Genomic DNA, 21893 nt, shown 5'->3' on the forward strand with positions numbered 1-21893 from the left:
GGACGGCCGGATGAAGACACCCGGGACGCCTGACGACCGATCATCACCCGCGCCGCCGTCCTGGCCGGCGGCTGCTCTGCGTCCGTCGACGCTGCTCGACTACGACGAGCGCACCACGATGCGGGCGTGGGAGCGGCTGCTGGCCGACGGCGACGGCCGCGACGGCGCCGCGGTGCGCTCGCTGATCCACCAGTCCTGGACGCGCTGCGCCAGCGGCGGTACCGACGCGCAGTGCTCGGAGGCGCCGATCGAGACCGGCAAGGCCGAGATCGAGCACCGCAGCCACGCCAACGGCGAGTTGATGCACGCCTCGCGGCGGACCTTCGCCGGCCTCGGCCGTCTGCTCGACGGCACCGGCGCCATGCTGACCCTCGCCGACGCCGAAGGCGTGCTGGTCGACGTGATCGGCGACTACGCGACCATGCGCCGGGGCATGGACATCCACCTCGCCGTCGGCGGCAAGTGGACCGAGGACGCGGTCGGCACCAACGGCATCGGCACGGCCCTGCTCACCGGCGAGCCGGTCTACGTGCACGCAGCCGAGCATTTCTGCGCCGGCATCAAGGGCTGGACCTGCGCCGGTGCGCCGATCCGCGACCCGATCGACGGCGCCATCCTCGGCGTCGTCGACCTCTCAGGCCCGCCGGACATCTTCCGCCCGCACAACACCGCCCTGGTGGCGGCGGCGGCGCGCGAGATCGAGAAGGCCCTCGCCGACCAGCAGAACGAGAACCGCCTGCGCCTGCTCGAGGCCTTCATCGCCAACGCCCCGAACTACCGCCGCCGCGACGGGCTCGCGATCGTCGACCATCGCGGCCGGCTGGTCTACGCCAACAACCTGCCCGACGCGGTCGCGCGGGACTTCTTCAAGCCGACCGGCGGCGGCGCGGTGCCGCGCCGCTTCGAGGTGCGGCGCGCCGACGGCCGCCGCGGGCTCGACCTAGGCGGCGCGCTGCCGGAGGCGATGAAGTCCTGCCACGTCAGCGACCTCGCCGTGGAAGGCGGCCTGCGCGGCGTCGCGCTGGTGTTCCCCGAGCGCGCGTCCGAGGCCGAGCACCGGCCGCTGCCCAGGCCGCTGCCCAGGCTCCGCGAAGGCGCCGCCGCGGCGATCGTCGGCGAGAGCGCGGCGATCCGCGAGGCGGTCGACCTCGCCTGCCGGGTGGCCGAGACGCCCGAGGTGACCTCGCTGCTGATCGAAGGCGAGACCGGCGTCGGCAAGGAACTGTTCGCGCGGCTGGTGCACCAGGGCTGCCGCAAGTCGGCGGCGGCGGCCTTCGTAGCGGTCAACTGCGGCGCGATCACCCACGAACTCTTCGGCAGCGAGCTGTTCGGCCACGTCGCCGGCGCCTTCACCGGCGCGACCAAGGAGGGCAAGCCAGGGGTGTTCGAGCTCGCCAACGGCGGCGTGCTCAGCCTCGACGAGATCGGCGAGATGCCGCTCGAGATCCAGCCCTTCCTGCTGCGGGTGCTGGAGGAGCGGGTGGTGCACCGGATCGGCGACAGCCGGCCGCGGCCGGTCGACGTCCGGCTGATCGCCTCGACCAACCGCAACCTCCGCCGCGAGGTCGAGCAGGGTCGCTTCCGCCGCGACCTCTACTACCGGATCAGCACGGTCAGCATCCGGGTGCCGCCGCTGCGCGAGCGGGAGGGCGACGTGCCGCTGCTCTTGCAGCATTTCAACGAGCGGATCGCCGGTCGCAGCGGCCGGCCGGCGCTGGTGTTCGAGCGGGAGGTGGTCGACCATCTCGCCGCGCACACCTGGCCCGGCAACGTGCGCGAGCTGCGCAATCTCGTCGAACGGCTGCACGTGCTCCGACGCGACGACACCGTGCGCCTCGAGGACCTGCCGGCGGAGATGCTCGAGACGCCGGCCGAGCCGGCGGCCGCCACCGCGATGCCGGACGGGCCGAAGGCCGGTGCGCAGCCGGCGGCGGCGCGCGCCGGCGAGATCGACCGCCAGCGAGTCATGGACGCCCTCGCCGCCGAGGGCGGCAACCTCAGCCGGGTCGCGCTCCGGCTCGGCATCTCCCGGCCGACGCTCTACCGCAAGCTCGAGCAATACGGCATCCGCCGCGGCTTCGTGTGATCGTGCCCCACCCCGGGGGGCAGGGCGGTCGCGACGTACCGACGGGGCCGAACCTCGGGGAACGGCGACGAAACGCGCACGGCGGACGTCCCGAATGGGTCGGAACGTCCGCCGCTCGCCGTCGAGCGGGTCGTGTCGCGCCGCCGTGGTCCCCGGCCAGGAGGGCGGGCGGGGGATCCGCGCGGTCCTCGCGTCAAGCCCGGCCGAGCTTCTCGGCGCCGCCGCCGAGCGCGGGGCCGGCGGTGGGGTCCTCGTCCTCGGCGAGGTCGCCGACCAGCGTCTCGGTGGTCAGGATCAGCTTGGCGACCGAGGCGGCGTTCTTCAGCGCCGTGGTGGTGACGCGCACGGGATCGACGATGCCGGCCTCGTACATGTTGCCGAAGGTGCCGCGCGCGGCGTCGTAGCCGAAGCCGCCGTTGACGGCGGAGACGCGGGCGACGACGTCGTCGGCGCTGCCGCCGGCGTTGGTCACGATCCGCCACAGCGGCCGCGTCAGCACCGACTTCACAAGCCTGACGCCGGCGGCGACGTCGCCGTCGGTGGAGGCGAGGAGGTCGTCGAGCACGCCGCCGACCTGGGCGAGCGCCGAGCCGCCGCCGGCGATCACGCCCTCCTCGGCCGCCGCCCGGACGGCGGAGAGCGAATCCTCGATCAGCTGGATCGTGCGCTTCTGCTCGACCGGGGTGACGCCGCCGGCGTAGAGCACGGCGGTGCCGCTGGAGAGCTTGGCGAGGCGCTCGCGCAGCTTGTCCTGCTCGATGTTGGGCGGCGCGAGCTCGAACTGGCGCTGCACCTGCGCCCGCCGTGCCGCTATCTGCACCGGATCGCCGTGGCCGCGGATGATCGCGGTGTGGCTGGCGCTCGTGCGCACGCGGTCGGCCGAGCCGAGGTCCTCGGGCCTGACGTCCTCGAGGCGTCCGCCGAGGTCGCGGGCGACGACCCGGCCGCCGGTGAGGATCGCCATGTCCTCGAGCAGCGCCTTGCGCCAGTGGCCGTATTCCGGCGGGTGGACCACCAGGTAGCGGCCGGCGCCGCTGCGCCCGAGCAGGGCCACCACCACCTCCGGCGCGACCTCCTCGGCCACGATCGTCAGCGGCCGGCCGGCCTTGGCGGCGATGGCGCGGACGGGCTCGAGCGCCTGCGGGTCGCGGATCTTGAGGTCGGTGATCAGGATCAGCGGGCGCTCCTGCACCGCCTCCATCTTCTCCGGATCGGTCACCATGTGGTGGGAGAGATAGCCGCGGTCGAAGGACATGCCCTCGACGACCTCGAGCGTCGTCTCGGTGGTGACGCTGAACTCGGTGGTGATGACGCCGCTCGCCCCGACCCGGTCGAAGGCCTCGGCGACGAGGGCGCCGAGCTTGGCATCGGTCGCGGCGATGGTGGCGACGGCGGCGAGGTGGCCGCCGGCATCGGCAGGCCTGGCGTGGGCCTTCAGCGCGTCGACCACCCGGCCGACGGCGAGGTCGATGCCGCGGACGAGGTCGACCGCCTTGGCGCCGCGCTCGTTGGCCTCGACGCCGCGCTGCACCAGCGCGTTGGCGAGCACGATGGCGGTGGTGGTGCCGTCGCCGGCGATCTCGTTGGTCTGCATCGAGACCTCGCGGACCACCTGGGCCCCCATGTTCTCGAAGCGATCGTGCAGCTCGATCTCGGCGGCGATGCTGACGCCGTCGCGCGTCACCATCGGCGTGCCGATGGGGCGGTCGATCATGGCGTTCATGCCCTTCGGCCCCAGCGTCGGCTCGACCGCCGCCGCCAGCTGGGCGACGCCGCGGGCGAGGGCACGGCGGGCATGCTCGTTGTGGATCAGCAATTTGGGCATAGCTCTCCTCCTTCCCGCGCGGGCGCGGTTCTCGTTGGCGGCGCCGGACGGCGTCGCGTGGTGTCGTCCCCGCCTCGCGACGCTCCGACCGGGAGCGTCGCGGGCGCGGTGTCAGGCCGTGTGGGCGGAGGGGCCGGCGCAGCCTCTCGGCGGCACGCGATCCAGGATGAAGTCGACCAGCGTCGGTTCGCCGTCGACCATCTCCACCTCCTTGTAGCGCGTTCCCTTGAGCCCCCGGCAGAGCGCGCCGGAGAACTCCATGTTGATGCGCACGGCCCTGAGGTCGGCGAGATGGCCGTCGAGGTCGGCCGGGCCGAGCACGGCGCCCTCGTAGCTGCGGAACGCCGGCGCGTCGGTGCCGCAGCCCGGCCAGCGCAGCGCGACCGCCTCGAGATAGCGCCCGATCGCGTCGTCGGGTCCTGCCGACGGCCGCGCCGCGGCGAGGGCGGCGAGGTCCATGGTCAGGAGCGTCGCGTCGGTGAGGGTGCGCCGGAGATCGAGCAGCACCGTCTCCTGGCGCCGCTTGAACGCCTTCTCGCGGAACTTGGCGCGCAGGGCCGAGAGGTCGTCCTCGACGGCGAGCGCGCCGAAGATCTCGGGGAACGAGCGCCCGGCGGCGAGGCCGGCGTTGACGTCCTCGGCGAACATGTGGTCGTGCAGGGTCAGCCGGTGGGCCGGTGCCCAGGACAGGCCCTCGACGGCGGCGCGCACGTCCTCCAGCATCAGGAACACGAAGTTCGGCGAACACCAGTAGGTCGGCAGCCGGAAGTCGACGACGACGGTGCCGTCGGCGAGGATGTCGGCGCGCTCGACGAAACCCATGTCCACGATGGACTCGTCGAGTTCGGGATCGGTGACGGCCCGGAGCCGCCGCCAGAGTTCCCCCTGGCGGCCTCCGTCGAGCGTGGCGACGGTGCTCATCGTCGTCACTCGGCCGCGGCCAGCATCGGTCCGGCGGCGATCGCGGCCTTCTTGGCGGCGACGTCGATGTCGTAGATCCGCGCCGCGTTGAGGCCGAGGATCTTCTCCTTGATCTCCGGCGTCAGCTGCACGCCGCGCTCGCGCGCGATGTCCTCGGGCAGCTCGAACGCCCAGAACTTCTCGACCAGCCAGCGCGGCGTCCAGATGCCGTAGTCGGAGCCGAACAGCAGCTTGTCCGGACCGACCCAGAACAGGAGCTCGGCGATCACCTCGGCGAAGTAGCGCGGGCGCGAGTGGATGAAGGGCAGGGCGACGGCGAGGCCGCCGTAGACGTTGGTCTCCTGCACGGCGATCCAGCAGAAGTCGTCGAGGCGCGGCAGGCCGCAGTGCTCGACGATCCAGTTCAGGCCCTGGAAGTCGGTCGCCGCGTGGTCGACGTCGTGGACGTCGAAGGCGTCCTTGTTCAGGGGGATGATGGTCGGGCCCTTGTGGACGTGGATGTTGCGGATGCCGAGCTTCTCGCACAGCTCGAAGCAGCGGTAGGCGTCGGGGTCGTCGAGCTTCCAGCCCTTGGAGGCCCCGTTCCACTCGGCCGTGTACATCTTCACGCCCTTGATGTCGTAGGTCTCCTTCATGAAGTGGATGTACTCGAGCGCCTTCTCGCCGTCGCGCGGATCGAAGGCGCCGTTGACGATGAAGCGCTCGGGATAGCGCGCCGCCACAGCGGCGTTGCGCTCGATGGTGTTGAAGCCGTTCTTGTAGAAGTCCTTGAGATAGGTCGACTGCACGATCGCGACGTCGTCCGGGCCGTCGACGAACAGATCGCGGTAGAGGTCGTCGGCGCTGTACTTCTCGAACTTCTCCTTCGGCCACAGCTGCTCCTTCGGGCTGAGCGCGGTGTGGTAGCCGTAGAAGCACTCGATGAACTGCTTGCCGTGGACGTTGCGCTGGTTCTCCGGGCTGCCGTCCCAGAAGTGGGTGTGGCCGTCGACGACGAAGATTTCCTTGCCTTCGGGCGTGATGTACATGGTGCTGCTCCTCCACTAGGGTTCCACGGGGACGTCGGGTCTCAGGTCGTGATCGCGACCTTGAGGACGCCGTCGCGCTGGTTGGCGAAGAGGTCGTAGGCCTCTTCGATCTGGTCGAGCTTGAAGCGGTGCGTGACGAGGCCGCCGAGGTCGACGCGGCCCGAGGCGATGACCGAGAGCATCCGCCGCATCCGCTCCTTGCCGCCCGGGCAGAGCGACGTGCGGATCGACTTGTCGCCGAGGCCGGCGGCGAAGGCGTCCAGCGGGATCCTCAGGTCGGTCGAGTAGACGCCGAGGCTCGACAACACGCCGCCGGGGCGCAGGACGCGCAGCGCCGCCTCGAAGGTCGCCTGGGTTCCGAGCGCCTCGATGGCGACGTCGACACCGCGCCCGTCCGTCAGGCGCATGATCGCCTCGACGGGGTCCTCCTTCTTGAAGTCGACGACGTCGGTGGCGCCGAGACGGCGCGCCATTTCCAGCCGGGCGGGTACCGTGTCGACGGCGACGATGGTGGTGGCTCCCATCAGCTTGGCGCCCGCGGTGGCGCACAGGCCGATCGGTCCCTGTGCGAAGACGGCCACGGTGTCGCCGATCCGGATGCCGCCGGTCTCCGCGCCGGCGAAGCCCGTCGACATGATGTCGGGGCACATCAGGACCTGCTCGTCCGTGACCGCGTCGTCGACCGGAGCGAGATTGGCCATTGCGTCGGGCACGCAGACGTACTCGGCCTGGCAGCCGTCGATCGTGTTGCCGAACTTCCAACCGCCGATCGCCTTCCAGCCGTGGCGGGTGCCGGCGCCGTCCTGCGATCCGCAGCCGCACAGGCAGGCGTGGCTCCAGCCCGAGGGGGTGATGGCGCCGGCGATGACGCGCTGCCCCTCGCGGAAGCCCGAGACGCCCTTGCCCAGCTTCTCGATGATCCCGACCGGTTCGTGTCCGACGGTCAGGCCCTTGGCGACCGGATACTCGCCCTTGAGGATGTGGACGTCGGTGCCGCAGATCGTCGTGGTGGTGACCCGGATCAGCGCGTCCTGTGGCCCGATGTCGGGGATCGGCTTGTCCTCCAGGACGATGCGTCCCTTCTCGACGAAAACGGCCGCCTTCATCTTCGCTGCCATGACCTTCTCCCTGTTTCCGGACGGCCCTCCCGCCGCCCGTGCCGTTTCGGCGGGGCGGCAGAGCCGCCCCGTCCGTCTTCGGGTCCGGAAGGATCAGATGAACTCGAACACCTCGTCCATGTCGCCGAACAGGATCACGGTGTTGTCGTCGATGCGGACCATCCTGCCGTAGTGGGTCGAGGTGTTGACCTCGAAGATCTCCGCGGTCATCTCGCGGCCGAGGTACTCGCCGATCTCGTCCATCTTGAAGATCAGCTTGCCGTCGCCGTCGATGCGGATCATCGCCGGCTGGTAGGTGACGACGACGCCGGGCTTCTTGCCCATGAACTCGGCGATGGCGCGCGCCTCGACCGAGTCGTTCATGGTGACCCCGCACTGGTGCGAGATCGTCTGCTCGAAGGTGATGTCCTTCATGGACTTGAAGATGTTCGCCTGGCTGGCGTCCCGCGCTGCGACGGACATGTCTTGTCTCCTGGAATTGCCGGATTGGTGACGGGCCGGCCGGATGGCCGTGCGACCCGCGAAGTCCCGGTCTGGCGGGACTTCGCGGGGAGCGGGGTTCAGGTGCCGAGGCCGAGTTCGCCGAGGATCTGGCCGATGCGCTCCTGGGAGACCGCACGGACGTCGTCGAAGGACACGGGCTTGGAATGCGGGGCCGACCACACCGGCTGCAGGGCGAGCGCGGCCTTGTCGGCGAGGGCGCGGTGCTTGGCGAGCCAGCCGTTGAAGAGCTTGCGGTTGTGCGCCGCGTGCTTCTCGTCGTTGGCCAGCAGGTAGATCAGGTCGATGGTGTTGGCGAGGTTGCGCTCGTAGTCGGCCTCCGCGGCCGAGATCACCGACGGCGTGATGAAGTCGTGGTTGGCCGCCGCCGACTGCATCAGGAAGCCCGAGCGGAACAACTCGCCGACCAGCGGCTCGAACACGATGTTGATGGCGAAATACTGCTCGAGGTAGTCCTCGGTCCCCATGATGGTCTCGACGGCCTCGCGGGTGCCCTGCCAGATGCCGTCCTCGAGCCAGGCCTTCTTGCCGAGCTCGTCGTCCCAGCCCTCGATGTCCATGCCGATCTCGGCGAGGTAGAGGGTGATGTCCTGGGCGAGGCGCAGCTTGTAGGACGAGTTGGTCAGCGTCGCGTTGTTGATCATCTGGGTGTAGCCGTAGCGCTGCGCCTGCATCAGCGACGTGCCCAGACCGAATTCGGCGTGCTTCCAGGCGCCGAGATGGGTCTGCAGGATCTTGACCCAGACGCGGTCGAAGGTCTTCGGCGCGCCGGACTTGCGGCCGTTGGCGATGACGCTCTGCACCATCGTCTCGATCTTGGACTGACGCTGGTAGTGCGTGCGCTCCCACTCCTGGTCGGGGGCGCGGAAGGCGTGCCAGTTGGAGGAGAGGGCCGCCGTCGCGTCCTTCACGTAGGCGCCGCGGCCGTTGGAGAAGTTGATGATCCAGTCCTGGATCAGGTAGCGCTCGGGGTCGGGCTGCACGTCGACGGTGACGTCCTCGTAGTGCGTCGCGCGCTGGCCCTTGGGCTGGAAGTAGCGGTACTTCCGGCTGTCGGAGTCGGCGAAGATGGCGGCGCCGGCGGCGCCCGATCCGACAGAACTGGAAACGGCAGGCATGGTGTTTCTCCCTTGTCCTCTGTTGTTCCGCTTGTATTCCCGGTCGGCGGCCCAGATCATTCTCCGACCAGGTCGCACGCCATGGTCGATTGGAGATTGCTCCGGCATATTGAATCTGGAGCGATTTCTCATCGACCTGATGCTTCCGTCAGGTCGGAAAGCGCTCTAGTGGCCCGTCGAGGTGCCGCCGGACGAGGTCGTGAACTTGTCGAAGAAGATCCGCTCGGTCTCGAAGCCGTTCATGAAGAGCACCGGCTGGAGCGCGTCGATCATCGGCGGCGGACCGCAGGCGTAGACGTCGCCGTCGCCGTCGAGGTCGAGTTCCTTCAGCTTGGCGTCGACCCGCTCGTGCACGAAGCCGCGCTCGCCGAGCCACTGGTCGTCGTCGGCGGCGTGGGACAGCACGGGCACGAAGCGCACCGAGGGATGGCGCTCGAGGATCGCGGCGATGCGGTCGAGGTAGAACAGGTCGTCGCGGGTGCGGGCGCCGTAGAAGAAGTAGACGTCGCGCTCCTCGCCGCTGGCGATGTGGTCGTGCAGGATCGACCAGATCGGCGACAGTCCCGAGCCCGCGCCCACCAGGATCACGGGTCCGCTCCGGTTCTCGCGCCGGAAGCAGGTGCCGTAGGGTCCGACGACGGTGACGTCGGCTCCGACGCGGATTCCGCCGGAGTCGAGTTCTCCGGAGAAGCGTCCCTGCGGGTATTTCTTGATGACGAAGGAGAGTCTCTGGGTTTCGCTCGGCGGATTTGCCATGGAGAACGAGCGCGTAATCGTCTCCCCCGTTTGCGTGGTGACGGTGATGTCGACATATTGGCCGGCCCAGAACTTGATGGGGGCACCGAGGTCGATCTGAATGCCGCGGATGTCGTGGGTGAGACGCTCTATGCCGGCGATGCGGCCCTTGTAGGTTTTCACCGCGATCGACTTGGAGAGCACCTCTTCGTCGTAGTTGAGGAGCTCCACCTCGAGGTCGGAGTAGGCCAGCGTCCGGCACAGGAGCACGTGGCCGGTGTCCTTCTCCATGTCGTTGAGCGCGAAGGTCGAGTAGCGCAGCATCTCGACCTCGCCGTCGAGCAGCACGCACTTGCAAGCCGAGCACTGGCCCTCCTTGCAGCCGTGCGGCAGCGCGATGCCCTGGCGGAACGCCGCGTTCAGCACCGTCTCGCCCTCTTCGACGTCGAACTCGACCTGCACCGGTTCGAGCCGGACCCTGCGAGCGACTGTCATCGTTGCTTTCCTCCCAAAGCTTCGCCGTCGCCGTCCGAGCGGGCCGGACGGTGGCGTCGTGCGGTGCGGAGGCCGGCGGGTGCCGGCCTCCGTCCGAGGGTCGAAGGGCTCAGTTGAACGGCGTGATGGTGAAGCCGGCGCGGTAGTCCGCGATGTACTTCTCGCGGTCGGCCGGCGACATCTCGCGCAGCAGCGTCAGCGGCGACAGGAGCGTGTGGCCACGGACGTCGTCGAGGGTCCAGAGGTCCTTGTCGTCGAAGCGCAGGTGCGGCTGCGGCACCAGGGTCCTGCCGTCCGAGCGGACGAAGTTCAGGTCCTTGATCGCGTCGGCGAGATCCCAGCCGTGGTACAGCGTCTCCCACTCGCGCTTGCCGGAGAAGCGGCCCATCGCCGGCGTCGGCCGGCCCTGGTACTCGTCCGAGAAAGCCTCGACGGCGGTCCAGCGGTCGAGCTCGTGGGCGAAGGTGTGCAGCTTGCCGTCGATCTCGTCGACCACCATGTCCTCGCGGATGAGGCACGGCACCAGGCAGCTCCAGCAGCGCTGCGGATAGACGTAGCCGACCTGCTCGTTGAAGGTGATGATCTTCTCGCCGGGGCGGCTGAGCCGGTCGTACCACTTCCAGAAGTCGCCGAACTGGGCGTACCAGCCGGGGTACTTGTGCTCGAACCACTCGAAGTCCTGCTCGCGCTGGGCCTCGATGCGCCAGAAGTTCACCGGCCAGCCGACCGCGAAGAACTGCGCCACCTTGTGCACGTAGAACTTCTCGGTGAGGCGCTTCCAGGCGGTCTGGACGTCGTCGTGATGGATCTTGATGCCGTACTTCTCGAGCGGCAGCATGTAGGTCCGGTAGTAGTCCTCGAAGATCCAGCGGTGCCACATCTCCGCGTAGGATTCCTTGTTCTTGTCACGGTTGGTGGTGCCGTATTCGATGAACGTGCCGATGGCGGCGTCCACGATGGCGTGGTTCTGCCAGAAGGCGTAGCGCAGGTCGCGCTCGAGCAGGAGGTGGTTGTCCGGCTCTTTCAGCGCGGCCATCAGCAGCGAGTGGCCGTTGCCGATGTGGCGGCTCTCGTCGGACTGGACGGAGAGGAACACGGTCGGCAGGGCGTAGTCGCCGTTGCGGGCGGCTTCCGAGGGCATCGCCACGAACAGGGTATTCGTGAACGCGGTCTCGGCGACGACGGTGAGGTACATGCACGCGGCGGTCATGGTGTCGCCGGTGATGAATCCCTCGCCGAACTGACGGCCGATGGTCGTGGCGTAGCACTTGCCGAAGGCTTCTTCGGTGATGTCGAAGCCGGCGGGATCGATGTAGTTCTCCATGTACCACTTCTTCAGGTTCATCTGAATCGTGGAATGGCGGAACTCGTCGACCATCTGCATGGTGAAGCCGGTGCGCAGGTCCTCGCCGGGGGCGAGACGGGCGACCATGGCCATCGAGCGGGCGGCGGAGATCTCCGGAAACGGGATGATCGCCAGGAAGAGCTTCATCCACTCGACCCAGCGCGGCTCCACGTTGCGGAACATGTCGCCGCGGAGCGCCGCGTCGAGCGCGCCGTAAACGCGGTTGTCCTTCTCTTCCTGCATCGGGAAGTAGGACCGCAGCACCTGCTTCATCGGATCGCGCGGCGCCTTGGAGATCTTGTAGTCCGTCGGGAAGGTCATCGCCTCCCGCACGTAGGTCGGATTCCAGCCGAGATCGGAGATCTTCTTGGTCGCCTCGCCGACGGAGATGCCGCGCTGGGAGGTGATCTTGTTGAGCGTCAAGGACATGGGCATGAGCCTCCACCAGATGGACCGCCGACGGGCGGCGGCTGGCGGCCTTGCGGCCGCCGATCGGTTTTCGGACGTCACGGCAAGAGGAATGCGCGACGAGCGCGGCCTCCGGCCGGTCGTTCAGGTGGATCGAGGCAAAGGTCCTGAAGTATCCCGACCGCCGGACGGCCGCCGCCTCCACCGTGATCACGGTGGAGATCGTGGCGGTCCTCGGTCCGGGACTCCTCCCATCCTTCGTTCTTGAGCCTCCGTGACGTTGCACGGGGCGTTTCTTCTTGGGTAACGATGAAAGCAAACGGCGTGCCAGCTGCCCGTCCGTCCTCCGGGATCCTACGTAGGGGGATATCCGAGGCCTTTCCGGACCGCAATTCCCCGCGGGCGGACGGCGTCTGTAACGATGCGCTTTACACCCGGATTTACAAACGTAATATGCTTTACATTATTTGCGTTTGCGGCAAAAAGACTTCGCATTCGCAGCGAAAGATTATGTCGACACTTGCGTTTTCAGAGTCTAGCCTTCACGCATGAACGAGGGCGCGGACGCCCGGGCCCGGGATGGATTCCATGACGACGGACGGCGACGATCGGGGCGGCGAGGGCGGGGACGAGGTGGCCGGCGATCTGGTGCGGTTGATGCCGCGCGACGTCGTCTTCTCGATCCGTTTCCTCGGCGAGAGCCAGATCCGGCTGCAGAAGCACTTCCAGGACTTCCTGATCGCCGAACTCGAACGGGCGGGCATCACCGGCGAGACCCATCCGATGATCCACGCCTTCGCCGAGCGCCACGCCATCGCCATGCGCGACTTCGTCTTCACCGGCGTCGCGCTGTCGAAGCAGTATCGCATCGCCGAGTTCGAGCGGCTGATCGGCGACGAAACCGCGCTGATCCGCGTCGACATCTGGGACCGGCTGAAGACCTACATCGCGGTCGCCGAGGCCGACTTCCGCGCCCAATTGCCCGAGATGCGGCCGGAACTCGCGGTCTGGGAGGCGCCGGACCGGGCGCCGCCGGGCGAGCGCGACTGAGCCTCGCGCGAGAAACCGCCGGCGCGCCGGCACCGACCGGGGAGGACGCCATGGACGAGCGGGGAGGGGACGTCGCGACGTTGCTGGCGGATCGGCTGCGGCTCGTCGCCGCCCTGTCGGGGCTCGGCGCGGAGGCGCTGAAGCTGCAGCAGCGCGAGGGCGCGCTCCGGATCGAGCGGATGCGGCTCGAGGAGTCCGGCGCCGCCGCTGGCACGGACCTCGAGGAAGAGACGGCCGCGCTCGAGGCCGCGCGGCGCGACCTCGACGAGAGGGTCGCGGCGGCCGAGCGGGACATCGGAACGATCGACCGTCTGCTGGCGGAATCCGGCGGCGGAGGCGGGAGGAACAGGCGATGATGAACCGGCAACACCCACCGACGGGGCTGTTCGAACTGCTGGCGCGGAGCTGGGAGCGGCCCGCGGCGGTCGCGGCCGTGGTGTTCTCCGGCGACGGCGCCACCGTCGCCTTCGCCGGCGCGGACGGAACGGTGTCGCTGGCGCGGGTTGCCGATCCGGAATCCGCCCTGTCGCGCGTCCGGGTCAGCGGCGATCTCGGCCAGACCTCGATCCGGCCGCCGGCGCGCGCGCCGCGCCCGCTGGTCGACGCGCCGGCCTTCGGATCGGGGCCGGCGCCGATCGTGGCCACCGACGGCGCGGACTTCCTGGTCGGCGGCGCGGACGGAACGGTCGTCCGCCTCGCCACGTCCGGCGAGGTCGAGCCGACCCCGGTCCGGCTCGGCGGGCCGGTGGTCGCACTCGCCGCCTCGGCGGGCGGTTCCGCCGCGGCCAGCGACGGTACCGTGGTTCTGGTCTTCGCCGCCCGCGGCGACGCCGCGCCGGTGCGGCTCGCCGCGGACGACGCCGGCGGGATCGGTGCGCTCGCCTTCGCGCGCGGTGGTCGCCGGCTCGCTGTCGCCACCGCCGACGGCCTCGCCGTCCTCGACACCCGGGACGACGGCGCGGTGCTCGCCGACGTCGCGCTGCCGAGCCGGGCGCTCGCGCCGGTCTGGGCGCCGGGCGACCGCCTGATCGGCACGCCGCTCGCCGGCGGCGGCTTCGCGCTGGTCGATCCGGTCGGCGGCGGCGTCCGCGTCTTCGGCGACTTCCCGGCGCCGGTGCGGACGGTCAGCTTCAGCGGCCCGGCGGAAGCGGTGCTGGCGTCCGGCGCCTTCCGTGTGGCGGGCTGGTCGACCGCCCGGCCGGTGGCGGTCGACGATCCCGGTGGCGGTGCGATCGTCTCGGGCCGGGCCGGGCTGGTGCCGGTCGAGAGCCTCGCCGCCCATCCGACGCGTTCGCTGGTCGCGGCCGGATACGCCAACGGCCAGATCCTGCTGGTGCAGGTCGGCGCGCGCGGCGAGCTGCTGGTCAAGCCGGCGGGTGGCGCGGTCACCGCGCTCGCCTGGTCGCCCGACGGCCGGCATCTCGCCGCCGGCGACGCCGACGGCGGCGCCAGCATCGTCACCTTCCCGCCGCAGCTGTTCAAGTGAGGCGGGGCGAAGGGGGCACGGACGGAGGAAGAGGGAGGAAGTCATGCAGGTCGAACTCACCGCGGAAGAGCAGAGCAAGGACGCCTATTTCCGCGAGCTCGCGCGGATCGCCGAGGCCATGGTCGCCGAACACGGCCGCGACTTCGGCATGGGCGCGCTGATCCTGGCGGCGCGCTGGATCGCCGAGCGCAACATCGGCGATCCCGCCGGCGGAGCGGCGACCGGCGGCGGCGCGGGGCTGTCCGGCACCGCCTGAACGCCGCCCCCGCGCGGCCCCGGTCCGCCGGGAGCCGAGACGGGCTCCCGGCCCCGTCGCCCGCGGTGCGGATCCGCGCCGCGGGATCGGCGGCCCGGCGCGGCGTCTCGGGCCGTTCGGCGCCGATCAGGACGCGCCGGGTGATTCCGGCGGCGCCGGCGGCCGCTCGCGCTGGCGGAGCACGCAGACGGTCCTGAGCACCGAGGCGAGGTTGACCGCGCCGTCGAGCGCCTCGACGGCCTCCTCCTGGAGGGTCGTCACCAGTTTGGCGATCGACACGCCCTCGGCCGCGGCGAGACGCTCGAGGATCTCCCAGAACACCGCCTCGAGCCGGATGCTGGTCGCGTGGCCGGCGATCCGGATCGACCGGCTCTCCTTGGCGAAACGGTGCAGGTCATGCTCGTCGAGATATCGGCCCATGTGCCCTCCCGGCAGCCGGACGCGCCCGCCGCAGCGCCCAGCCCGGCGGCCCGGCGCTCCGGCGGAGCGGATGCGGACCGCGGCGCCGCCCGATGGGACGGCGCCGCGCCGGACGGCTCAGGGGATCAGCACGGCGCGGCCGTGGATCCTGCCGGCGTGCAGGTCGTGCAGCGCCTTGTTGGCCTCGGACAGCCGGTACTCGGCGGTGGCGAGGTGGACGAGGCCGCGATCGGCCAGCGCCATCAGCTCCACCAGCTCGGCCCAGGTGCCGACCAGATTGCCGATGATGTTCTTCTCGGTGATGATCATGTCGACGGTCGGGACCCGGATGTCCTCGCCGTAGCCGACGACGTAGTAGCTGCCCATCGCGCGGGTCATGGCGAGGCCCTTGGTGGTGGTGCCCTTCTCGCCGACGAAGTCGATGACCGCCTCGGCACCGGCGCCGCCGGTCAGGGCCAGCACCGCCTCGACCTCGTTGCCGTCGGCCTTGACCAGCTTGTCGGCACCGTATTTCGCGGCGAGTTCCAGCGAGGCGTCGGAGCGGTCGACCACGATCACGTCGGCGGCGCACATCGCCTTCAGGCACTGGATGCCGATGTGGCCGAGGCCGCCGGCGCCGATCACGACGCAGCTCTCGCCCGGCAGCAGGTGGCGGGTCGCCTTCTTGACGGCGCGATAGGCGGTGAGGCCGGCGTCGGCGTAGGCGGCGACGTCCTTCGGCGCCAGCGTCTTCGGCAGCGGCACGATGTTGCGCTCGGAGGTGCAGAGGAACTCGGCGTAGCCGCCGTCGCAGTCGAGGCCGGGGAACTTGCCGGGGCCGTGCATGTCGAAGCCGCGGCGGCAGGCGAGGCAGGTCCCGCCCGAGATCTTCGGGTGCACGATCACGGGATCGCCGACCTTGATGCCCTCGACCTCCTTGCCGACCGCCTCGACCCAGCCGGCGTTCTCGTGGCCCATGATCAGCGGCAGCAGTGCGTCGCCGTTGGGGTCCATGTGCGGACGCCAGACGCCCTCGATGATGTGCAGGTCGGTGCGGCAGACGCCCGCGCCGCCGATGCGCACGATCACGTCGGTCGACTTGGTGATCTTCGGGTCGGGCACCTCCATCTCGCTCACCCACTCGCCGGCGGTGAGGCTGTCGTCGTAGGTCTTCAGCACCTGGGCCTTCATGGTCGTCTCCTCCTCCCTCGGCGGGGCTGTCGCGTCCCTTGGCGGAGACCGGTTCCGCACATGGCGTGCCAGGGTGGAGAATCCAGGAATTTCAACGGATTGAACGAGGCTGTCGAGGCTGCGGTGGCCGGCGGCTGAACAGGGTGGACGGCCGGGGTGTCCAGTCATCCGCCGTCGGAGGCGGGCGGCGGACGGGGCGGCGAGGAGGGTGACGATGGGACATCTCGTGGGGATCGACCGGGCGCGGACGGCGCTCGAACGCGGCGATCCGCTGCCCGCCGGCGCGCTGCCGGACCCGGTCGCCGAGAGCTGGTCGCGCTGCCGGGCGGCGGGGCTCGACCCGCGCGGGCGCGGCCGCGACCACGTCCTCGCCCAGGCGGAGGTGCACCGGCGCCGCGACGCTATCGCCGCCGTCCGCCGTCTGGCGCTGGCGGAGATGCGGCTGCTCCACGCCCAGATCGCCGGCTCGAATTTCATGATCGCCCTCGGCGACGCCGACGGCGTCGTGCTCGACACCCTCAGCGACCGCCAGTTCTCCGACAGCGCCGCCGGCCGCGCGATCATTCCCGGCAGCGTCTGGACCGAGAGCGAGCGCGGCACCAACGCCCTCGGCCTCGCCGCGCGCGCCGGCACGGCCGTCTCTGTGCACGGCCGCGAGCACTATTTCGCCAACCACGGCCACCTCAGCTGCATGGCCGCGCCGATCCTCGCCGCCGACGGCCGCGTCGTCGCCCTGCTCGACGCCTCCTGCACCGACGAGGCGCGCCAGCACCACACCCTGGTCCTCGTTCGGATGGCGGCGGCGCAGATCGAGAACGGGCTGATCTTCTCGGCCCATTCCGAGAGCCACATCCTCGCCTTCCACCCCCGCGTCGAATATCTCGACACCTCGTCGGCCGGCCTCGTCGCCGTCTCGCGCGAGGGCGAGGTGATCGCGCTGAACCGGCCGGGCGCGACGCTGCTGGCCGGCCTGCCGGCCGGGCGCGGCGCCGCCTTCGGCGACGTCTTCGCCGCGGGCTTCGGCCGTACCATCGGCACGCTGCTCGCCGGCGGCGTGGTCTCGATCCGCGACCGCGCCGGCAGCGCCGTATTCATGGTGTGCCGCCAGATCGGCCAGGGCGGCGCGCCGGCCGCCGGTTCCGTTCGGCCTACCCCGACGCTCGCGGCCGCCTCCGAGCGGGCCGAGCCGGACTTCGTCTGTGCCGACCCGGCGGTGCGGCGGTCGCTGCGCGACCTCGGCGCCGCGGTGGCGATGCGGATGCCGGTGCACCTCACCGGCGAGACCGGCACCGGCAAGGAACTGATGGCCCGCCACGTCCATCGCACCAGCGGCCGCCGCGGCGAGTTCGTGGCGGTGAACTGCGGCGCGCTCCCCGAGAGCCTGTTCGTGGCCGAGATCTTCGGCCACGAGCGCGGCGCGTTCACCGGCGCGCGCGGGGAGGGCGCGCCGGGACTCGCGACCGTGGCCGACAAGGGCACGCTGTTCCTCGACGAGGTCGCGGACATCCCGCCCACGGCCCAGACCGCGCTCCTGCGCTTCCTCGACACCATGGAGGTGCGCGCGATCGGCGGGCGCCGCACCGAGGTCGTCGACGTCCAGATCGTGTCGGCGACCAACCGCGACCTCGGGACGATGGTGGCGGAGCGCCGGTTCCGGGCCGACCTCCTCTACCGGCTCGACGCCTACACCATCCACCTGCCGCCGCTGCGCGAGCGCGAGGACTTCGGCGAGATCGTCCGGCGCCTGCTCGCCGATCTCGCGCCGGCGGTCACCGTCACCGACGCGGCGATCGCGGTGCTGGCCGGGCGGGCGTGGCCGGGCAACGTCCGCGAGTTGCGCTCGACGCTGCAGCGGGCGCTGCTCGGACGTCGTGGCGAGTTCCTCGACGAGACCGCCTTCCTCGACGCCGCGCCGACCGCCGGCGGCCCGGAGCCGTGCCCGCGCTGCCGCGGCCGGCCGCTCGACGAGAACCGCTGCATCGAGATCCGCCTCGTCCACGCCCGCAGCGGCGGCAACGTCGCCGAGACCGCGCGCCGGCTCGGCCTGTCGCGGACGACCGTCTACAACCATCTCTGACGCCGGTCTCCCGCGATTCCGCCGCGTCGGGACCTCGCGAGGTCTCGGCCTTCCGCCCGGGGCCGATCGGACCGGAGAAGGCACCTCGCCCTCCGGCTCCTGTGCACTGTGCAGTCGTCCGCATGGACAGCCCGGGGGCGGCCGGTCTAGTGAGGGCCGACCCAGTCATCCCACGCGGCCGGACCCCATGATCGATCTCGACAGCATCGTTTCGGTGAACGCCGATCTCCTCTCCACCGAGATCGACGGCGAGCTCGTCATGATGGACATGGACAGCGGGCGATACGTCAACCTGGACGCCATCGGCACCGCGGTCTGGCGCGAGCTGAGCGAGCCGCGCGCCGTCGCCGCGGTCTGCGCCGTCCTCGCCGACCGCTACGAGGCCGAGCCCGGCGAGATCGAACGCGACGTGCTGGAGCTGATGCGCCGCCTGGACGAGATGCGTCTGATCCGCGTCCACGGCTGACGTCGGTCGCGCGATCCAGGGCGCCGACCACCGGGACGTCCCCGCGCACCGCGGCCGTCAGCCGGACGCTGCGCCGTCGTCGCCCTCCGTGAGCAGCACCAGGGATCGCCGGGCGAGGCGGGCGACGGTGTCCCGCACCGTGTCCGGATCCAGCCCAGTGAGCGCCGGGAGGTCGGCGACCATCTGTGCGCCCGCCGCATGCAGCGCCGCCAGCACGGCGCGCTCGGGCGCGTCCACGGTCACCGTGCCGCCGTTGAACGCGAAGCTGGCACCGCCCTCCGCCGGCAGCGGCGTGTCCGGGAAGGTCATCGGCTGAACCCGGCAGTTCGGCTCCGGTGCCGTGGACAGGCCGAGATTGAACGGCAGGTGCAAGGGCCGCTCCCGCCCGAAGGCCGCCAGGAACGCCGCCATGTCGAAACTGTCGACCAACCGGTGCAGCGCCGCGCGCAGCGTCCGGTCGTAGTCCGCCATCTCGGCGGCGCCGGCGTAGACGGGAACGTCGTCGTCGAACGCCGCGCCCGCGGTCGCGCCGCCGGCGAGCCAGGTGAACAGGTCCGACCCGCGCGGCCACATCAGGCCCTGCGTCAGGTGCAGCGACGTCTCGCCCTCGACCGCCGCCCGATGCACCTCCCCGCGCGGCAGGTAGAGCACGTCGCCGGGCTCCAGCACCTCCTCCCAGAGCGCCGGACCGAGCCGGTCGTCGGCAACGACGGGTGTGCCGGCGTCGGCGTCGGCGCGACGGCCGTAGCAGAACCAGCGCTTGGTGCCGTGCAGGTGCAGGACGAGCACGTCGTGGGAATCGTGATGGGCGCGGAATGCGCTGTCCCGCCCGAAGCTGGCGTAGAGATTGGTCTGGACCCGGGCCGGAAAGGTCCGCTCCAGCATGGCGACCAGCGCGCCGACGGCCGGGACGGCCTCGTGCACCTGGTTGAGGGCGATGCTCAGCCCCTCCTGGCAGAAGCGCTGCAGTTGATCCGGCAGTGCGACCCGCTTCTGGTCACGGCCGACGTAGCTCCACATCTCGCGTGGCAGGTCGCGGCCGCGCCGGACCATGCGCGTGCGGGCGTCGAACAGGCGCTCGGACCGCAGCAGCGCGTTGAAGGTCGACCACGGCAGCAAAGCCCGGAACAAGTCGGCGTTGCCGGTGCGCAGGTGGAGCGGACGGCGCTCCCGGATCGCGGCCCGGAGCGCGGCCGGATCGTGCGGGGCGAGCAGGGCGGACAGGGAGGCAATCATGCGCGCGACTCCGGCCGGGCGGTCGTCGCGACGCGGCCGGGCGCCGCCCGTCGCCCCTGCCGCAGCCCCGTGGATCGGCGGGATCGCCGTCCGGCGGGCCTTCCGCCCGCGCGGTCGCACTCCATCCGCTCTCGCGGCGACCCGCAGGGCGCGGCACCGTAGCCCGCGCCGGCGCGGGCCGAAAGAGCCGGACGTCACGGTATCCAAGGCGGCCATGCGGTCGTCGGAGCGGCGGCCGCGCGACTCGCCCGCGACCCGGGCGTCGGGGGTATCGTCCCCGACGAGAACCGGGGGTGGACGGCAAATGCGAGATCATCGCTCCGCCGGGTCATGAAATGGTCGGTGTTCGGAGAAACGAAGTGCCCCGAAAAGGAAGAAGCCGCCGATCCGTTCTCAGGATCTGCGGCTTCTTGTTTGGTTGCGGGGGCCAGATTTGAACTGACGACCTTCAGGTTATGAGCCTGACGAGCTACCGGGCTGCTCCACCCCGCGTCACGTCGACCTTGCGGTGACGGCGTTGATATAGCCAGTTCCTTCCGCCGATGGAACCCCCCGGCGACATTTTTTTGTCATGGCCGCATTGCACGCCGTGCCGGGCGGTCCTAATCCGGGTCGTCGAACCGGAGAGCCCGTCGCCGTGCCGTCCCCCGATCCCGCCGTCCCCGCCCCGGTCGACCTTGCCGCCCGCCGCGCCGCGGTGCTGCTCGTCCTCGCGCTCGCGGCCGTTCGCGTCGGCGCGCTGGTGGCGGCCCGCACCGACCTCTACGTCGACGAGGCGCAGTACTGGACGTGGTCGCAGGCGCTCGACTGGGGCTATTTCTCCAAGCCGCCGCTGATCGCCCTGGTGATTCGCGCCACCACCGCCCTGTTCGGCGACGGCGAGGCGGCGGTGCGGCTGGCGGCGCCGCTGTTCCACGCCGCGACGGCCCTGCTGGTCGGCCGGCTCGGCGACCGGCTCTACGGTGGCCGTGTCGGCGCGCTCGCCGCCGTTCTCTACGCCCTGATGCCGGCGGTGGCGCTGTCGTCGACGCTGATCTCCACCGACGTCCCGCTCCTGACCTTCTGGACGATCGGCCTCCTCGCCGCCGCCCGACACGGCGAGACCGGCGGGCTCGGCTCCGCCCTGGCGCTCGGCACCGCCGTCGCCGTCGGGCTCAACGCCAAGTTCGCCATGGGCTATCTCGTGCCGATGGTGCTCCTCGCCTACGCGCTCGACCCGGCGCTCCGCCGTCGCCTCGCCGGCTGGCGCCTCTGGACCGGGCTCGCACTCGGCGTCGCCGGTCTGGTGCCGAACCTGATCTGGCAGGCCGCCCACGACTTCGTGACCTTCCACCACACCGGCGACAACGCCCGCTGGGGCCGCCACGGCCTCGATCCGCTCGGGGCTCTCGAGTTCGTCGGTACCCAGTTCGGCGTGTTCGGCCCGATCCAGCTGGCGCTGCTCGGCCTCGCCACTGTCGGCCGGCTCCGCACGGCGCGGCCCGCCGCCGACCGCTTCCTGCTCGCCACGTCCGTGCCGGTGCTGGCGGCGCTGACCGTGCAGGCGCTGATCTCCGAGGCCAACGCCAACTGGGCCGCCACCGCCTATCCGGCCGCGACCGTGCTCGCGGCGGCCCTGCTCGCGGCGCCCGCGCGATCGGCGTGGCGGCGCGCCACGCTCGCCGTCGGCGCCGTCGTCTCGGTGGCGCTGGCGATCGGGCCGACCGTCGCGCCGGAGCTGCGCCTTCCGGGCATCGGGCGCCCCTATGAACGGCTGCTCGGCTGGACCGACTACGCCGAGGCGATCGCCGCCGCCGCCCGCGACAGCGGTGCCCGGACCATCGTCACCAACCGCCGCGCCGATGCCGCGGGCCTGATCTATCACCTCCGCGACAGCGGCCTCGCCATCGCCGTACCGGTCGAGCCGGGGCGCCCGCCGCGCGACCATTTCCAGATGACGCGGCCGTTCTCGGTGGCCTTGCCCGCACCCGGCCTCGAGATCGGCGGCGGCGAACCGCCGCCCGGCACCGCGCCCGCCGGGCCCGAGACCATGCTGCCGGTCTCGCGCGGCGTCGCCAAGTCCGGCGGCGTGACGCTGCGCCCGATCACGTGGTGAGGTCGGTAGCGGGCGCGTGCGCCGTCGCCGTGTGACATCGCTGGCGTGAAGTCGCGG

At 71.0% G+C, this 21893-nt stretch carries 19 protein-coding genes and 1 tRNA gene; 8 read left to right on the forward strand and 12 right to left on the reverse strand.

The features are described from left to right. The first annotated feature begins 10 nt into the window (after positions 1-10). Positions 11-2086 (forward strand): sigma-54-dependent Fis family transcriptional regulator, encoded by a 2076-nt coding sequence (locus tag EDD54_RS08925; RefSeq protein ID WP_207620245.1) that lies wholly within the window; start codon positions 11-13, stop codon positions 2084-2086. Between the two features lie 193 nt (positions 2087-2279). Here EDD54_RS08925 and groEL read toward each other — a convergent pair whose 3' ends face one another. The 8 genes from groEL to EDD54_RS08965 form a co-directional block, all read right to left on the reverse strand. Next, positions 2280-3911, reverse strand: coding sequence for a molecular chaperone GroEL (gene groEL / locus EDD54_RS08930; RefSeq protein WP_126540842.1), 1632 nt, complete (start codon positions 3909-3911; stop codon positions 2280-2282). A 111-nt stretch (positions 3912-4022) separates the two neighbouring features. Further along, positions 4023-4832: an iron-sulfur cluster assembly protein gene (locus EDD54_RS08935; RefSeq protein ID WP_126540843.1), complete on the reverse strand. Its 810-nt coding sequence runs from the start codon at positions 4830-4832 to the stop codon at positions 4023-4025. 5 nt (positions 4833-4837) lie between these two features. After that, on the reverse strand, positions 4838-5860 hold the full coding sequence (locus tag EDD54_RS08940; protein ID WP_126540844.1) for an amidohydrolase family protein: 1023 nt from the start codon (positions 5858-5860) through the stop codon (positions 4838-4840). A gap of 41 nt (positions 5861-5901) precedes the next feature. Next, positions 5902-6978: an NAD(P)-dependent alcohol dehydrogenase gene (locus EDD54_RS08945; protein ID WP_126540845.1), complete on the reverse strand. Its 1077-nt coding sequence runs from the start codon at positions 6976-6978 to the stop codon at positions 5902-5904. Between the two features lie 93 nt (positions 6979-7071). Further along, positions 7072-7440 carry an MmoB/DmpM family protein gene (locus EDD54_RS08950; RefSeq protein WP_126540846.1) on the reverse strand — a complete coding sequence of 123 codons (369 nt, stop codon included), beginning with the start codon at positions 7438-7440 and terminating at the stop codon, positions 7072-7074. A 98-nt stretch (positions 7441-7538) separates the two neighbouring features. Further along, positions 7539-8597 (reverse strand): aromatic/alkene monooxygenase hydroxylase subunit beta, encoded by a 1059-nt coding sequence (locus tag EDD54_RS08955; protein WP_126540847.1) that lies wholly within the window; start codon positions 8595-8597, stop codon positions 7539-7541. A gap of 165 nt (positions 8598-8762) precedes the next feature. After that, positions 8763-9827, reverse strand: coding sequence for an NADH:ubiquinone reductase (Na(+)-transporting) subunit F (locus EDD54_RS08960; RefSeq protein ID WP_126540848.1), 1065 nt, complete (start codon positions 9825-9827; stop codon positions 8763-8765). 109 nt (positions 9828-9936) lie between these two features. After that, entirely contained in the window at positions 9937-11607 is a 1671-nt protein-coding gene (locus EDD54_RS08965; RefSeq protein WP_207620244.1) for an aromatic/alkene/methane monooxygenase hydroxylase/oxygenase subunit alpha, read from the reverse strand. 561 nt (positions 11608-12168) lie between these two features. Between EDD54_RS08965 and EDD54_RS08970 the strand changes: the two genes are divergently transcribed. The 4 genes from EDD54_RS08970 to EDD54_RS08985 are packed head-to-tail and all read left to right on the forward strand — an operon-like array spanning position 12169 to position 14372. Further along, on the forward strand, positions 12169-12630 hold the full coding sequence (locus EDD54_RS08970) for a hypothetical protein (RefSeq protein ID WP_126540850.1): 462 nt from the start codon (positions 12169-12171) through the stop codon (positions 12628-12630). Positions 12631-12680: 50 nt separating this feature from the next. Next, positions 12681-12986 (forward strand): hypothetical protein, encoded by a 306-nt coding sequence (locus tag EDD54_RS08975; protein WP_126540851.1) that lies wholly within the window; start codon positions 12681-12683, stop codon positions 12984-12986. Then, positions 12983-14116: a WD40 repeat domain-containing protein gene (locus tag EDD54_RS08980; RefSeq protein WP_126540852.1), complete on the forward strand. Its 1134-nt coding sequence runs from the start codon at positions 12983-12985 to the stop codon at positions 14114-14116. The genes EDD54_RS08975 and EDD54_RS08980 overlap by 4 nt, the downstream gene beginning before the upstream one ends. 43 nt (positions 14117-14159) lie before the next feature. Continuing rightward, positions 14160-14372, forward strand: coding sequence for a hypothetical protein (locus tag EDD54_RS08985; protein WP_126540853.1), 213 nt, complete (start codon positions 14160-14162; stop codon positions 14370-14372). A gap of 126 nt (positions 14373-14498) precedes the next feature. Here EDD54_RS08985 and EDD54_RS08990 read toward each other — a convergent pair whose 3' ends face one another. Further along, positions 14499-14792, reverse strand: coding sequence for a ribbon-helix-helix domain-containing protein (locus tag EDD54_RS08990; RefSeq protein WP_126540854.1), 294 nt, complete (start codon positions 14790-14792; stop codon positions 14499-14501). Between the two features lie 117 nt (positions 14793-14909). Then, a complete protein-coding gene (locus EDD54_RS08995) occupies positions 14910-15962 on the reverse strand; it encodes an NAD(P)-dependent alcohol dehydrogenase (RefSeq protein ID WP_126540855.1) in 1053 nt (350 codons plus the stop codon). A gap of 214 nt (positions 15963-16176) precedes the next feature. Here EDD54_RS08995 and EDD54_RS09000 point away from each other — a divergent pair, with 214 nt between their 5' ends. Both EDD54_RS09000 and EDD54_RS09005 read left to right on the forward strand, forming a co-directional pair. After that, positions 16177-18039 carry a sigma-54-dependent Fis family transcriptional regulator gene (locus EDD54_RS09000; RefSeq protein WP_126540856.1) on the forward strand — a complete coding sequence of 621 codons (1863 nt, stop codon included), beginning with the start codon at positions 16177-16179 and terminating at the stop codon, positions 18037-18039. Positions 18040-18226: 187 nt separating this feature from the next. Further along, positions 18227-18505, forward strand: a complete 279-nt coding sequence (locus tag EDD54_RS09005) for a PqqD family protein (protein ID WP_126540857.1) — start codon at positions 18227-18229, stop codon at positions 18503-18505. A gap of 57 nt (positions 18506-18562) precedes the next feature. Here EDD54_RS09005 and EDD54_RS09010 read toward each other — a convergent pair whose 3' ends face one another. Both EDD54_RS09010 and EDD54_RS09015 read right to left on the reverse strand, forming a co-directional pair. Continuing rightward, a complete protein-coding gene (locus EDD54_RS09010) occupies positions 18563-19741 on the reverse strand; it encodes a JmjC domain-containing protein (RefSeq protein ID WP_126540858.1) in 1179 nt (392 codons plus the stop codon). Between the two features lie 415 nt (positions 19742-20156). Beyond that, positions 20157-20233 (reverse strand) — tRNA-Met (locus EDD54_RS09015). 145 nt (positions 20234-20378) lie between these two features. Between EDD54_RS09015 and EDD54_RS09020 the strand changes: the two genes are divergently transcribed. Further along, positions 20379-21836, forward strand: coding sequence for an ArnT family glycosyltransferase (locus EDD54_RS09020; protein ID WP_165644384.1), 1458 nt, complete (start codon positions 20379-20381; stop codon positions 21834-21836). Positions 21837-21893: the final 57 nt, after the last annotated feature.

It is taken from the genome of Oharaeibacter diazotrophicus (assembly GCF_004362745.1).
Classification (GTDB): Bacteria; Pseudomonadota; Alphaproteobacteria; order Rhizobiales; family Pleomorphomonadaceae; genus Oharaeibacter; species Oharaeibacter diazotrophicus.